This window comes from Flavobacterium sp., from assembly GCF_046153165.1.
In the GTDB taxonomy this organism is placed as follows: Bacteria; Bacteroidota; Bacteroidia; order Flavobacteriales; family Flavobacteriaceae; genus Flavobacterium.
Genome location: NZ_JBJXEN010000108.1, coordinates 14746 through 28843, shown reverse-complemented (window position 1 = coordinate 28843; position 14098 = coordinate 14746). Strand labels below are relative to the sequence as shown.

Sequence of the window (14098 nt, the reverse complement as noted above, 5' to 3'; positions counted from 1 at the left end):
GTTTCGTTTGGGAATTAAATAATTTATGTAAAACACTTTTGTTTTTCTATCGCGTAAAGAAACTCACGAAAAACAAAATACAAATTTTTATCAGCATGTCTGAAACATTAAAATCACAAGAACAGTTTTTAGCAGATTTTAACTGGCACAATTATTCTGAAGGAATAGATCCAGTTGATGCAGCAAACTTAAGAGAATTCGAAGAATTAGTAGCAAAAACATTTATCGCAACTGACCAAGAGGAAGTTGTAGAAGGTGTAGTTGTTAGAATTACTGACAGAGACGTTATCGTTGATATCAACGCTAAATCTGAGGGTGTTATTTCTTTGAATGAATTCCGTTACAATCCATCACTTAAAGTAGGTGACAAAGTTGAAGTTTTAATCGACATTCGTGAAGACAAAACTGGACAACTTGTTTTATCTCACAGAAAAGCTCGTACTATCAAAGCATGGGATAGAGTTATTTCTGCAAATGAAACTGGAGAAATTGTAAACGGTTTTGTAAAATGTAGAACTAAAGGTGGTATGATCGTTGACGTTTTTGGTATTGAAGCTTTCTTACCAGGATCTCAAATCGATGTGAAACCAATTAGAGATTACGATCAGTATGTAAACAAAATGATGGAATTTAAAGTTGTGAAAATCAACCACGAATTCAAGAATGTTGTTGTATCTCATAAAGCGCTTATTGAAGCGGATATCGAAGTTCAGAAAAAAGAAATCATCGGTCAATTACAAAAAGGACAAGTATTAGAAGGTGTTGTTAAAAACATTACTTCTTATGGTGTGTTTATTGATTTAGGTGGAGTTGATGGATTAATTCACATTACTGACCTTTCTTGGTCTAGAATTAATCACCCAAGTGAAGTTCTTGAATTAGATCAAAAATTAAACGTTGTAATCCTTGATTTCGATGATGAGAAAACAAGAATTCAATTAGGATTAAAACAATTAAACGCTCACCCTTGGGATGCTCTAGATGCTAACTTAGCAATTGGAGACAAAGTAAAAGGTAAAGTAGTTGTAATCGCTGATTACGGTGCATTTATCGAAGTTGCTGAAGGTGTTGAAGGTTTAATTCACGTTTCTGAAATGTCTTGGTCTACGCACTTGCGTTCTGCTCAAGATTTCGTAAAAGTAGGTGATATCGTTGAAGGTGTTATCTTAACTCTAGACAGAAGCGAACGTAAAATGTCTCTTGGTATCAAGCAAATGACGCAAGATCCATGGACTGATATTACTTCTAAATACCCAGTAGGTTCTAAACATACAGGTACTGTAAGAAACTTTACAAACTTCGGAATTTTCGTAGAATTAGAAGAAGGAATCGACGGATTGGTTTATATCTCAGATTTATCTTGGACTAAAAAAATCAAGCATCCATCAGAATTTATCGCTGTAGGTGAAAAATTAGACATCGTAGTTCTTGAACTTGATGTAGATGCTCGTAAATTATCTTTAGGTCACAAACAAACTACTGCAAATCCTTGGGACAAACATGAAGCTGCTTTTGCTGTTGGAACAATCCATAACGGTGAAATCGCTGAAATCGTTGAAAAAGGTGCTACTGTAGATTTTGGAGATGATGTTGTTGCTTTTATTCCTACTCGTCACCTTGAAAAAGAAGATGGTAAGAAATTGAAAAAAGGCGATACTGCTGACTTCAAAGTTATCGAATTCAATAAAGAATTTAAAAGAGTTGTAGCTTCACATACTGCTATTTTCCGTGAGGAAGAAGAGAAAAATGTGAAAACAGCTTCAGATAACAATTCTAACTCTAATGCATCTTCATCTAATAACAACGCAGCTGCTGCAACGTTAGGAGATAATAATGATGTATTGGCTGCTTTGAAAGCTAAAATGGAAAAATCAGAGAAAAAATAATTCTCTAGTTTTTTAGATATAAAGCCTCACAGAAATGTGAGGCTTTTTTTGTTTAATTTTAATGGGGAATTTTAAAAACTTGTATTTATATATTAAAAGTTTAAGCTAACAAAAAGAATTAAAGTAATTTCATTAATTCTTTTTGTACAGTTTTCATTCCTTTAGAAGCTATTGTTTCAATAACTTTTAGAGGATTGGGTAAATCATAAACAGTTGCAGGATTAGGGTCAATATAATAAATAGGACTATTCTGTGGTGCAAAATTCATGAGACTTGCCGCAGGATATACTTGTAACGATGTTCCAATAATAATTAAAACATTTGCTTTTTCGACAATACTGATTGCTTTTTCTATAGCAGGAACATCTTCTCCGAACCAAACTATATGAGGGCGAAGTTGGTTGCCATGATCATCAAAATGGCCGAGATTTAAATCTTCAAACCAATCTAAAATATGATTTTTGCTTGTAACACTTCTCACTTTTGTTAGTTCTCCGTGAAGATGTAACACATTCGAACTTCCTGCTTTTTCGTGTAAATTATCTACATTTTGAGTGATTATATGTACATCGAAATCATTTTCTAATTCTGCTAATATTAGATGGGCTTCATTGGGTTTTACAGTTTTAAGTTCCTGACGACGTTTGTTATAAAAATCGAGAACTAATGCAGGATTTTTTTTCCAGCCTTCGGGCGTTGCAACATCTGTAACATTATGGCCTTCCCAAAGCCCATCACTGTCACGAAAGGTCTTAATGCCGCTTTCGGCAGAAACTCCTGCTCCTGTAAGTACAACAATTGTTTTTTTCATACCTTATTTTTTTGAGGAAATCTATATAAAAAAAGTTGCCTAATAATTTCAGTAAAAACCGATTTTATTAAGCAACTATTTTTATACTATTGGAAACTATTTTTTTCCGAACAAACTATTTATATCGGCTTTACTCATAAAATCAGAAATCCCAGTAACAGATGTAGCTTTATCTTTACTCATAAATTGTAATGTAACAACTTTTTGTAAGCTTTTAGTATAGTGTAACCAAACAATATCGTTTGGTAAATCTAATTTTATATCAGCTACAGGAGATGCATTAAAACCATCTGAAATGATAGTATACAAAGCTTCGAAATCACCTGTTAAATCTTTGAAATTAAATTTTGTAGATGAACTAGTTTCAGTAGGCTCTATATTTTTAAAAAACACAGTATACTCATTTCCTTCTTTCTGAATGTAGATGTCACTAGATCCATTCTCACCAATTCTTCCAATTTTTTCGATAGGAATAGTTGGGATAACTTTTATTTGACTATAACCTAGATAATTAATAAATAAAAATGAGATTGCAATAATTTTTTTCATATTGTATTTGGGTTTTTGGGTTAATTTTTTAAAATTAAAAATTTCAACAAACATAATTAAAAAAATATTACTTACAACTGCTTTTTATTTTTTTTAGTTGCTTATTATTTGATTACTAAAAATTAGGGCTCAAATTATATTTCTTATAGAAATTATCTAAAGCTTCAACAACTTCCTCAGCATTATCTACTATTTTTATCAGTTTCATATCATCTGCAGAAACTGTTTTTTCTCTTTCAATCATGACTTGTTGTACCCAATCCATTAGTCCAGACCAAAAACTAGTACCAACTAAAATAATAGGAAATTTTCCAATTTTTTTAGTTTGAATTAACGTTATTGCTTCAAATAACTCATCTAAAGTTCCAAAACCTCCTGGCATAACCACAAAACCTTGAGAATATTTAACAAACATTACTTTGCGTACAAAAAAGTAATCGAAATTTAGATTTTTATCTTTATCAATATATGGATTGTAATGTTGTTCGAAAGGCAATTCGATATTTAACCCAACCGAAGTTCCTTCACCACGGTGCGCACCTTTGTTTCCAGCTTCCATAATTCCAGGACCACCACCAGTAATCACACCATAACCAGCTTTACTTATTTTATAAGCGATTTCTTCGGCCAAAATATAATATTTGTCCTCTGGTTTTGTTCTTGCAGAGCCAAATATAGAAACACAAGGCCCAATTCTCGCCATGCTTTCGTAACCATTTACAAACTCAGACATAATCTTAAAAATTGCCCAAGAATCGTTCGAACGAATCTCATTCCACGTTTTTTGTTTTAACTTATCTTGGATTACTTTATCCTCGTCATTATCAAAATCTTCTAATCTCATTTTTTATTTTTATTTATTATTTAGAAGCTATTCCTGCTTTTCACTATATCTTTTCCTTGCTAAAGGAGCAAGAAAAAGGATGTCGTTTCAATCAGGGCTAGGCTTCACGATTTAATTCATGTTTTTTTGTAAAAAACAGCCTGCTAAAGTAATTCTTTTTTCAAAAATTGTGCAGTATAACTTTTTTTATTTTTAGCAACTTCTTCAGGAGTTCCTTTGGCGACCACATTTCCTCCACCTTTTCCACCTTCAGGACCAATATCTATAATATAATCGGCGAGTTTTATCACGTCCATATTGTGTTCGATAATCAGGATTGTATTTCCTTTGTCAACTAATTTATTAATCACATCCATGAGAACTCGAATGTCTTCAAAATGCAATCCAGTTGTGGGTTCGTCTAGGATATAAAATGTATTTCCTGTGTCTTTTTTAGATAATTCACCAGCGAGTTTTATACGTTGTGCTTCTCCACCGGAAAGCGTTGTACTTTGTTGACCTAAAGTAATATAACCTAAACCAACATCTTGTAGAGTTTTTACTTTTCGATGTATTTTCGGAATCATTTCAAAAAAAGGAACAGCTTCGTCAATCGTCATATTCAACACATCAGAAATAGATTTTCCTTTGAATCGTATTTCTAGTGTTTCTCTGTTAAAACGCTTTCCTTGACAGGTTTCACATTCTACATAAACATCGGGCAAGAAACTCATTTCGATAGTTCTTACTCCAGAACCTTCGCAGGTTTCGCAACGTCCTCCTTTTACATTAAAACTAAAACGTCCCGCTTTGTAACCACGAATCATACTTTCGGAAGTCATAGTAAACATATTTCTTATTTCCGTAAAAACTTCAGTATAAGTGGCTGGATTTGATCTTGGTGTTCTTCCAATTGGACTTTGATCAATATCAATAACTTTGTCGATATGTTCTAAACCTTCAATTTTCTTGTATGGTTTTGGTTTTTTTACTCCATTAAAATAGAATGCATTCAAAATAGGGTAGAGCGTCTCATTTATTAATGTAGATTTTCCAGAACCTGAAACACCAGTCACACAAATAAGTTGTCCTAAAGGCAATTCTATCGAAACATTTTTTAAATTATTTCCAGTAGCACCAGTTAATTTTAGAAATTTTCCATTGCCTTCACGACGTTTTTTTGGAATGTCGAATTTCATTGTTCCATTTAGATATTGTGCTGTAATGGTATTTTCTTTCAATAATTCTTTTGGGGTTCCTTTGCTTATAATTTCCCCTCCATATTTTCCAGCTTTCGGACCAATATCAATAACATAATCGGCACGTTCTATCATGTCCTTATCATGTTCGACCACAATAACAGAATTGCCAATATCTCGCAATTGTTCTAACGAATGAATTAATTTTTCGTTGTCACGCTGATGCAAACCAATACTCGGTTCATCTAAAATATACAAAACACCAACCAATTGTGACCCAATTTGAGTTGCCAGACGAATACGTTGTGCTTCGCCACCAGAAAGGGATTTTGAACTTCTACTGATAGATAAATAATCTAAACCAACATTCATCAAAAAGTTTAATCGGTCTTTAATTTCTTTAATAACTTCAGATGCTATGAGCTTTTGTTTGTCAGACAAATGCTTGTCTAAATCATGAAACCATACTGTTAAATCGGAAATATCCATATTAGATAAATCGGCAATATTTTGTTCGTTTATTTTAAAATATAGTGATTCTTTTTTCAGTCGTGAGCCTTCACAAGTAGGACAATTTACTTCGTCCATAAATTCTTTAGCCCAACGTTTTAAAGTTGATGAACCCGAATCGTCATGTTGCGATTTTATAAATGCAGAAATCCCTTCAAATTCGATTTTGTATTCTTTGGTAACTCCAGCAGTTTTTGAAGTTACAGAGAATTTTTCTTTGCCACCATTTAGAATCATTTCCATGGCTTCGTCGGAAATGGTTTCGATAGCATCGGTTAATTTGAACTCAAATTTTTCGCCAATAATTTCCAATTGTTTAAAAATCCAAGAACTTTTGTATTCCCCAAGAGGAGCAAAACCGCCAGATTTTATCGATAATTTAGGATTTGGAATTATTTTTTTAATATTTATTTCATTAATTGTCCCCAAACCGTTACAGTCAGGACAAGCTCCTTTTGGAGAATTGAACGAAAATAAATTGGGTTCTGGATTTTGATACGAAATTCCAGTCGTTGGACACATTAAGTTTCTAGAAAAAAAACGGACTTCGTTACTATCCTGATCTAAAATCATCAATACATTTTCTCCGTAATGCATTGCTGTATTGATGCTTTCGGATATTCGTTTCTGAACATCATCAGTATTATCAACTACAATTCTATCAATTACTGTCTCAATATCATGGGTCTTATAACGATCAAGTTTCATACCTGCAGTAATATCTTTGACTTCACCATTAATACGAACTTTCAGAAAACCTTGTTTGGCAATTTGTTGAAACAATTCGGCATAATGTCCTTTTCTAGCACGAATAATCGGAGCGAGGATGTTGATTCTTTTTCCGGAAAAATCTTTGATAATTAAATCTTTAATTTGTTCATCAGAATAAGAAACCATTTTTTCGCCTGTATTGTAACTGTAGGCATCTCCAGCACGAGCAAATAGCAAACGTAAAAAATCATAAATTTCGGTGATGGTTCCCACTGTTGATCGTGGAGATTTAGAAGTTGTTTTTTGTTCTATAGCAATTACTGGTGATAATCCATCAATTTTATCAACATCAGGACGTTCTAATCCGCCGAGAAATTGTCTGGCATAAGCTGAAAAAGTTTCTATATAACGGCGTTGTCCTTCGGCATAAATGGTATCGAAAGCCAAAGATGATTTTCCCGAACCAGAAAGTCCAGTAATAACCACTAGTTTTTCGCGAGGAATAGAAATATCTATATTTTTGAGATTATGAACGCGAGCGCCAATAACTTCGATTGTATTATCGTTTTCTAACATAGTTGGAGTAAAAAACAAAGGTACAATTTTGGATTTTAAATTTAAACCTTTCCTACTTTCAAAACTATTAATATTAACTTTTAATTTTGTATTTTTATGACTTATTGTTAATTTTCTTATAATTATAATATAATCTGCAAAATATCTCATAATGAATAATTACATTAGCCTAACAAATTTTTAGCATGAGATATTTTATACTTTCATTTTTATTTTTTTCAGTTTCAACATTTTCACAAGAGACTATAATTTCAGGTACGGTTGTAAATGATAACACTTTATTGCCTTTGTGGAATATTAATGTTGTAAACATTAATTTAGTAAAAGGTGCCGTTACTGATGCAAAAGGTAATTTTAAGATCCCAGCCAATTTAAATGATGTTTTACTTGTTTCTAGTTTGGGTTTTCAATCGATTGAAATAAAGGTGACAAATGATTGGATAAAAAGTAATGCAAACAGAATTCACCTTACAGAAAAAGCTTACGCGCTAGAAGAAGTTGTTATTCCTCCTTATGACTTAACTGGTTATTTAGAAGTTGACTCGAAATTAATTCCCGAAAGAGAAAATTATTGGTATAATATCTCTGGTTTAACAAGTAGATATGAAGCAGGAGAAAGTTCTCCAGGAGCTTTTGGTAGAGTAATGAGTTCTTTGTTTAATCCAGCCGATATGCTTTATAATTTTTTTGGTAAAAAACCTAAAGAGCTTAAAAGGCTTAAGGAATTAAAAAAAGATGAAAACCTAAGAAACTTGCTTCAAACAAAATATGACCATCAAACTATTTACTTGCTTTTAGGGATAGATAAAAAAGAGCTTGCAGAAATTTTGCAGCGTTGTAGTTACTCTGAAACATTTGCACAAACCGCAAATGATTTACAAATTCTAGATGCTATAAATGGTTGTTATGAGGAATATAAGGTTTTAAAAAAGTAAAAAATCTTATATTTTTTCTTGCAAAGCTTTAATCTCATCTCTCAATTTTGAGCGTGCATAAAATCTAAATCCTTAGCGGCTTTTTCTATCGCTTTTTGTTTTTCATGAATGCGTTTTTTGATTTCAGGTTTTGAGTAATTGTATGGTTAGTAAAATAATTACCATAGAGTATGTTTTTATGTCGTCTATATAAGGATAAAAAATTAAATTACCTTAATCTTAATTTTAACGTTAGTTCCAACTGAGGCACCATTTTCATCAAAAAGATCTTCATAAACCACGAGATTTTCAATTTGGTTGTTATTTAACATTTTTAGTCTTTGGTTAATTGATTGTATTGAAAAAGATTCGTGCTTAGAATTATTTTTTTTATTTATTTTTTCAGACTCTTTTCTACCAATACCATTGTCAGTTATTTGTGCTATTAGAAATTCATCATTTTCAGATAAATAAAAATTTATGGTAAGTTTTTTTTCTCCTTTTTTATGAAGCAACCCATGTTTTACACTATTCTCTACAAAAGGTTGTAACATCATAGGTGGGATTTGTGTGTAATCTTCATCGATCGAATCATTTATGGTTATAGAATACTCAAAATTGTTGTCGAAACGCATTTTTTCTAGTTCTAAATATTTGGTTAAAATATCTATTTCTTTTGAAAGTGTTATTTGTTTCTTACCGGATACTTCAAGAATTTGACGAGTTAAATAAGTGAAATTCCCCATTTGCTCATTTGCAACCACCTTATCACCATACATAAACTGTTCTTGAATACTGTTCAGCGCATTAAAAATAAAATGTGGATTCATCTGGCTTTTCAGGGCTTTCATTTCACTATCGGAAGCATTTTTCTCTGCAATTATGGTTTTTTCTGCTTCTTGAAGTTGTACTTTAAGTAATTCGTTTTGTTTTTTTGTTTTATACCTAATAAACATAAAATAGAAAAGCAATCCAAGCGCCAATACACTTCCTATTATACTATAAATTAGGAATGTTTTTTGTTGTGATCTTAGTTCGCCTATTTTTTTGTCTTGTGTCAAGTTTTTTATGGCTGTTTCTTTTTTTTCTGTTTGGTATTTGGTGTTTAATTCTTCAATAGTCTTTTTTGATTCTATGCTATACATTGTATCTTTTATTGATATAAAATTTAAACAATTTAAATATGCATTCTTAATGTCATTTGAATTGTAATAGGCAGAATGTAAGTTTTCATAGACTGTTAATAATGTCTCTTTATCGTCAATTTGAATAGCATTTTTTTCTGAAAGTTTTAAATTTTCTATACCGAGTTTGTTATTTTTTAAGGCAATATAAGTTAAACCAATAGTTTTGTAAGCACTTGATTTTAAGAAACCAAGCTTGTTTTCTTCGGCTATTTTTAGTGTTTCTGATGCCGATGACAAAGCCATTGGATAATTATTTGACTCATAATATTCACTAGCTAAATTGGCTGAAGTAATCCCTAAACCAAAAACAATATTTCCTTTCTTACAAATGGAATATACCTTTTTATAATATAGAATTGCAATTTCATGTTTATCAATAGATGAAAAAGCAGTTGCTAAATTGGTTAAAATGGCTGCTCTATTTTGTGCCAAAGAATCACCTCTTTTTAATAAAATAGCATCACATTGTTTAAGTAACTTAATAGCCTCTTGCTGTTTACCTACTCTACAAAAAATATTTGCCAAATTACTTTTACCAATAACTATGTTATTCTGATCATTTGTTTTTTCAGCCAATTGTAAAGCTTTCATGTATAATTCTGTTGCTTTATCAAAATTTGATTTTTGAAAATAGTAGTTTCCTATACAATTAAGAGAGCGAATTTTTCCTAATTCATAATTAATTTTATTTGAAATAAAATATGCTTCTTTAGCATAAGAAAGCATTACCGAATCGGCTTGAAAAGTTCCTGCAACACAAGCATCAACAAGTAGTTCAACTCTAATTGTATCTTGTTTTGCATGAGTTTTTATTTTTTCTAAAAGAATTTTTGAATTGTTTTGGGCAATCGAACTAAAACAAATAAAAAGTAAAATTATTTTTTTCATATCATACACTTATTCCACTAATGAAGTTATCAAATTCAGATTTTTTTTCTCTAGCGACAGGGATTATTTTTTGATTATCAAAGAGTAGAGTAGCACCTTCTTTCTTATTGTATTTTTTTATTTGTTGCACATTAATAAAATAAGAACGATGTACTCTAAAAAAGCGAGAATCATCCTGTAAAAGTTCATCAAATTCTTTTATTTTTTTACAAACCAAATATTTTTCGGAGCTAGTAATTACATGGGTATAAGATCCATCTGCTTCAAAATATAAAATATCTTCAATTTTTACAAAGGTTAATCCGTCAGATAGAGGTAAAGCAATTTTTTGTAATTTATTTACGGTTAAATTATCCCGTAATGTTTGAACTTTTTGAATAATCTGGTTTAAACCATGAAGTTTAATCACTTTTTCTACAGCCAATTTGATATTACTAATACTAATTGGTTTTAAAATATAATCTACTGCCGAAACTTCAAAAGCTTTTATGGCATATTCAGAATAAGCAGTACAAAAAATAGTTTCGAAAGTTGGTTTTTCAAAATAATCGAATAGCGCAAATCCATTTTCATTTGGCATTTCTATATCCAAAAAAACTAAGTCAACAGGGTATTTGTTAATTAGTTTTACTGCCGTTTTTACATCTGGTGCTTCCTCTATTATTTCAATATCTGGACAATGTTCAGAGATTATATTTCTTAATAACGAGCGTGCATTGGGTTCGTCATCTACAATAATGGCTTTCATTTAGAGTACTTCAAAAATTCATAGGCTAAAATACAAGATTTTTTTATTAAACATATTAATTGTTTTTAATAATAATTACCGTTCATGAAGTCATAACTACCGTTCATGAAGTAAGCAATTATATAGAGTGTTTCTGTTAGTAATATTGTCACATAAACTTAAAAACAACAAATTATTATGAAAAAGATTTACATTATTTTAGTATTGCTAATAGGCACAAATTTATTAGCTCAAGCACCAATTTTTCAATGGGGAAAACCAATTGGAGGGACTACTGATGATATGTCTAATTCTGTAGCGATTGATTTATCTGGGAATATTTTTACTGTTGGTAAATTTACTGGTACAGTAGATTTTAATTCTGGTGCTGGTGTTACAAATTTAACCTCGAGTGGAGGTTATGATATTTTCATTACAAAAACCGATTCAAATGGAAATTTCATTTGGGCTAAAAGTGTTGGGAATTTGTATGGAAATGAAGACGCATATGCTGTAAAATTAGATAGTTCTGGCAATATTTTTATTTGTGGAGTATATTACAATAATTGCGATATGGATCCAGGAGCTGGTTCAACAGTTTTGGCAGGACTTACAAGTCCTCTTGGTGGGGTGAGTTCGTTAAATGATTCATTCTTGTTAAAATTAGATCCAAGCGGAAATTTTTTATGGGCTCGTGCTCTTGCAAAATCTCAATATAATGCTTCACCAAGATGGAGTAATTATGCTAACGCACTAGCTATTGATGATCAAGATAATGTAATTGTTACTGGTTATTTTACGGGAATTGCTTTAATTGCAGATACGGTTTATTATACAGCAACTGGTACTGCGACAGATTTTTTTGTAATGAAATACTCTACAGCTGGTATCATCCAATGGGCTAAGCAAATAGGTTCCGGCACAGCAGAATCAGCCAGTTCAATTATTGCTGATGCTTCAGGAATTTATTTGACAGGACATTTTAATGGTATATTAGATTTTGATCCAAGTGCGGCTATTGTAAATGTTACTCCCACAGGAGGATATGATGCTTTTTTGTTAAAAATGAATACTTTAGGAGGTTTTGTTTGGGTAAAGAAAACAGCAGGAAGTGGTGATGAATATGGTCGAGCTATCACTATGAATGCCACTGGAGAGATCTTTTGGGGGGGGAATTATACAGGAACCGTAGATTTTGATCCTTCTGTAGGAACAAATAATTTGACTTCTACTGGAAATACAGATAATTTTGTTTCAAAATTTAATACATCAGGAAATTATTCTTGGACTTATGGATTTGGGGGAGTAAATGGTGATTTTTTAAGCGCTTTAGCATTAGATTCTCAAAGTAATGTATTTGCAACTGGAAACTTTTCTGGAACTGTTGATTTTGATTCAGGTAGCGGTACTTCTTCATTTACTTCAAACGGCGGACCAGATGTTTATCTAACAAAAGTTTCTTCGTTAGGCGCATTTACATGGGCTTGGGCATTTGGGGGGCAATCATTAGGAGGTACAGTTGATGTAGGAAATGCAATTGCTATAGATTCGGCAAATAATTTAACTTTAGTAGGCAATCTATATGGGAACGCTGACGTTTGGTTGGATCCTAATTTCACGGCTGGTTCTAGAATAACTCCAAATGGAGGTTATGATGGATTTATGTTAAAATTACAAAGTGGAACTTTAGGAACACCTGATTTTGATATAAAATCTTTTCAATTGTATCCTAATCCAAGTAATGGACTGTTCAACTTGACTTCCGAAATAGATGCTAATTATTATATTGTGAATGCTTTAGGTCAAGTGCTCCAAAAAGGTAAGGTTGAATTTGGTTCTAATATTATTGATATTCAAAACCAACCAAATGGTTTGTATTTCTTACAATTTAACGACAGAAAATCATTGAAAATAATTAAGGAATAGGTTGTTTTTTATTCAAAAGTTCCAAAATGTAACGTTTTGGAACTTTTGTTATATCTTTTCTTTCAAAGCTTTAATCTCATTTCGTAGCTTCACCGCTTGCATAAAATCTAATTTTTTTCGGCTTTTTCCATAGTTTTTCGTTTTTCACGAATTCAGTTCTTAAGTAATTATATTGTTAGTAAAATAATTATTATAGAGTGTATTTTTTATATTCGTCTACAGAATAATATACTTACCAATTGTTTATTACAATTTAATTTGTTGAGAATTATCAACTAAAAAAAGGATATGGTTTAAAAAAAAAGAGTGCTTTCAGAAATGGAAGCACTTTTTTTTGGTTGTTATTATTCAAGAATAAAATTAACAAACTTTGTATTTTAATAGATTAAAAAGCAAATAGTAAACAAAGTTGAAGGGAATATTTATTTTATTGTTTTTAAAATATTATATTGGAGAAGGAATCATACTGCCAATTCCTGCATAAATTCCACAACCAATACAGGCTCCTAAATAATATGCTGCTGTCATCGAACCAACTATAGCTAATCCGTCTCCTAAAACTCCTTTTGCAATCAATTCTTTGATTGTAACACTAGTACCATATTTCACTACTACGGAATAAATAGCATTTATATTGGTAACTGCTGTAGTAACGGTTCCAAATATAGAAGAGGGTGTAGGTAAACCTTGAAGATCCATACAAGATTTAAAACTTTCAGAAAAACTAGTATCACTAGCAACAGTTATTAAGTCTGGCTTTGAAGCTTCTAAAAGATTAACAATTGGAACATTCAGACTTTTTCTAGAATAATTTAAAAAATTCTCCTGTGATTCCATCTTAAATTCATAGTTTGGTTTTTGTTTACTGGTTTCAATTCCTAAATGAAGACTTTCGGTATGAACTTTGACTAGACTTGGATTTTTGAAAGAGGTAATTGAACTATTTACCTTTTTGAACCAATCATTGGAATCTACTCCAGGAATTGGCCAAGCCGTAGGGTCAATACCTTCTGTGGAACTTCCCCAATAATGATAGGCCATATATTGAGTTATGCTTCCATCTGGATTTATTCCAAATAACTTATCTTCTATTAGTGGTCCTGCAACCTTTGTAATCAAAGATAAAGTAGCACCTATTGCTACCGTAATTCCCATTGAAGCAGCTGCTCCACCTGTTGCAGTTGTTATAAAGAAAGCTGCTAGACCATCTATAATAGTTCTAAAACCTTTTAATTCTTGATCTGCGGCGGTTTTAGTAAAATTGATAATAACAAAAGGTTCCGTATATTCGGATTTGCCATCAAGATAATTCACTTCATAGGTTTGAGGAGCTGTCAATTCCATTGTAACTCCTTGTTTAATTGTGATTTTCATATTTTTTGTATATTTAA

Annotated in this window: 10 protein-coding genes; 3 read left to right on the top strand and 7 right to left on the bottom strand. The window is 31.5% G+C overall.

Features of this window, described 5'->3' with window-relative positions; translation table 11 throughout:
• The first annotated feature begins 95 nt into the window (after positions 1-95).
• Positions 96-1886 (top strand): 30S ribosomal protein S1, encoded by a 1791-nt coding sequence (gene rpsA, locus ACKVOV_RS13140; protein WP_409207216.1) that lies wholly within the window; start codon positions 96-98, stop codon positions 1884-1886.
• A 118-nt stretch (positions 1887-2004) separates the two neighbouring features.
• On the opposite strand, the gene ACKVOV_RS13135 is transcribed toward rpsA, so the two are convergent.
• The 4 genes from ACKVOV_RS13135 to uvrA all read right to left on the bottom strand — a co-directional run bounded on the left by ACKVOV_RS13135 (position 2005) and on the right by uvrA (position 7065).
• Entirely contained in the window at positions 2005-2697 is a 693-nt protein-coding gene (locus ACKVOV_RS13135) for an SIR2 family NAD-dependent protein deacylase (RefSeq protein WP_409207215.1), read from the bottom strand.
• A 96-nt stretch (positions 2698-2793) separates the two neighbouring features.
• Positions 2794-3246, bottom strand: a complete 453-nt coding sequence (locus tag ACKVOV_RS13130) for a hypothetical protein (protein WP_409207214.1) — start codon at positions 3244-3246, stop codon at positions 2794-2796.
• 115 nt (positions 3247-3361) lie between these two features.
• Positions 3362-4090, bottom strand: coding sequence for a TIGR00730 family Rossman fold protein (locus tag ACKVOV_RS13125; protein WP_409207213.1), 729 nt, complete (start codon positions 4088-4090; stop codon positions 3362-3364).
• Positions 4091-4233: 143 nt separating this feature from the next.
• On the bottom strand, positions 4234-7065 hold the full coding sequence (gene uvrA, locus ACKVOV_RS13120; RefSeq protein WP_409207212.1) for an excinuclease ABC subunit UvrA: 2832 nt from the start codon (positions 7063-7065) through the stop codon (positions 4234-4236).
• A gap of 185 nt (positions 7066-7250) precedes the next feature.
• On the opposite strand from uvrA, the gene ACKVOV_RS13115 reads away from it, so the two are divergent.
• Positions 7251-8000: a carboxypeptidase-like regulatory domain-containing protein gene (locus tag ACKVOV_RS13115; protein WP_409207211.1), complete on the top strand. Its 750-nt coding sequence runs from the start codon at positions 7251-7253 to the stop codon at positions 7998-8000.
• Positions 8001-8203: 203 nt separating this feature from the next.
• Here ACKVOV_RS13115 and ACKVOV_RS13110 read toward each other — a convergent pair whose 3' ends face one another.
• Both ACKVOV_RS13110 and ACKVOV_RS13105 read right to left on the bottom strand, forming a co-directional pair.
• The gene (locus tag ACKVOV_RS13110; RefSeq protein WP_409207210.1) at positions 8204-10054 is read right to left on the bottom strand and encodes a histidine kinase; all 1851 of its coding nucleotides are present in this window, start codon (positions 10052-10054) and stop codon (positions 8204-8206) included.
• A 1-nt stretch (position 10055) separates the two neighbouring features.
• The gene (locus tag ACKVOV_RS13105; RefSeq protein WP_409207209.1) at positions 10056-10802 is read right to left on the bottom strand and encodes a LytR/AlgR family response regulator transcription factor; all 747 of its coding nucleotides are present in this window, start codon (positions 10800-10802) and stop codon (positions 10056-10058) included.
• 177 nt (positions 10803-10979) lie between these two features.
• Here ACKVOV_RS13105 and ACKVOV_RS13100 point away from each other — a divergent pair, with 177 nt between their 5' ends.
• Complete coding sequence (locus ACKVOV_RS13100) at positions 10980-12707, top strand: T9SS type A sorting domain-containing protein (RefSeq protein ID WP_409207208.1); 1728 nt, start codon at positions 10980-10982, stop codon at positions 12705-12707.
• A 444-nt stretch (positions 12708-13151) separates the two neighbouring features.
• Here the strand turns inward: ACKVOV_RS13100 and ACKVOV_RS13095 are convergent, their stop codons facing one another.
• Positions 13152-14081: a hypothetical protein gene (locus ACKVOV_RS13095; protein ID WP_409207207.1), complete on the bottom strand. Its 930-nt coding sequence runs from the start codon at positions 14079-14081 to the stop codon at positions 13152-13154.
• Between the last annotated feature and the right edge of the window lie 17 nt (positions 14082-14098).

Excerpts from the sequence above, each read along its gene's own strand:
- rpsA (WP_409207216.1), top strand. The coding sequence starts at position 96 with ATGTCTGAAACATTAAAATCACAAGAACAGTTTTTAGCAGATTTTAAC.
- ACKVOV_RS13135 (WP_409207215.1), bottom strand. The coding sequence starts at position 2,697 with ATGAAAAAAACAATTGTTGTACTTACAGGAGCAGGAGTTTCTGCCGAA.
- ACKVOV_RS13130 (WP_409207214.1), bottom strand. The coding sequence starts at position 3,246 with ATGAAAAAAATTATTGCAATCTCATTTTTATTTATTAATTATCTAGGT.
- ACKVOV_RS13125 (WP_409207213.1), bottom strand. The coding sequence starts at position 4,090 with ATGAGATTAGAAGATTTTGATAATGACGAGGATAAAGTAATCCAAGAT.
- uvrA (WP_409207212.1), bottom strand. The coding sequence starts at position 7,065 with ATGTTAGAAAACGATAATACAATCGAAGTTATTGGCGCTCGCGTTCAT.
- ACKVOV_RS13115 (WP_409207211.1), top strand. The coding sequence starts at position 7,251 with ATGAGATATTTTATACTTTCATTTTTATTTTTTTCAGTTTCAACATTT.
- ACKVOV_RS13110 (WP_409207210.1), bottom strand. The coding sequence starts at position 10,054 with ATGAAAAAAATAATTTTACTTTTTATTTGTTTTAGTTCGATTGCCCAA.
- ACKVOV_RS13105 (WP_409207209.1), bottom strand. The coding sequence starts at position 10,802 with ATGAAAGCCATTATTGTAGATGACGAACCCAATGCACGCTCGTTATTA.
- ACKVOV_RS13100 (WP_409207208.1), top strand. The coding sequence starts at position 10,980 with ATGAAAAAGATTTACATTATTTTAGTATTGCTAATAGGCACAAATTTA.
- ACKVOV_RS13095 (WP_409207207.1), bottom strand. The coding sequence starts at position 14,081 with ATGAAAATCACAATTAAACAAGGAGTTACAATGGAATTGACAGCTCCT.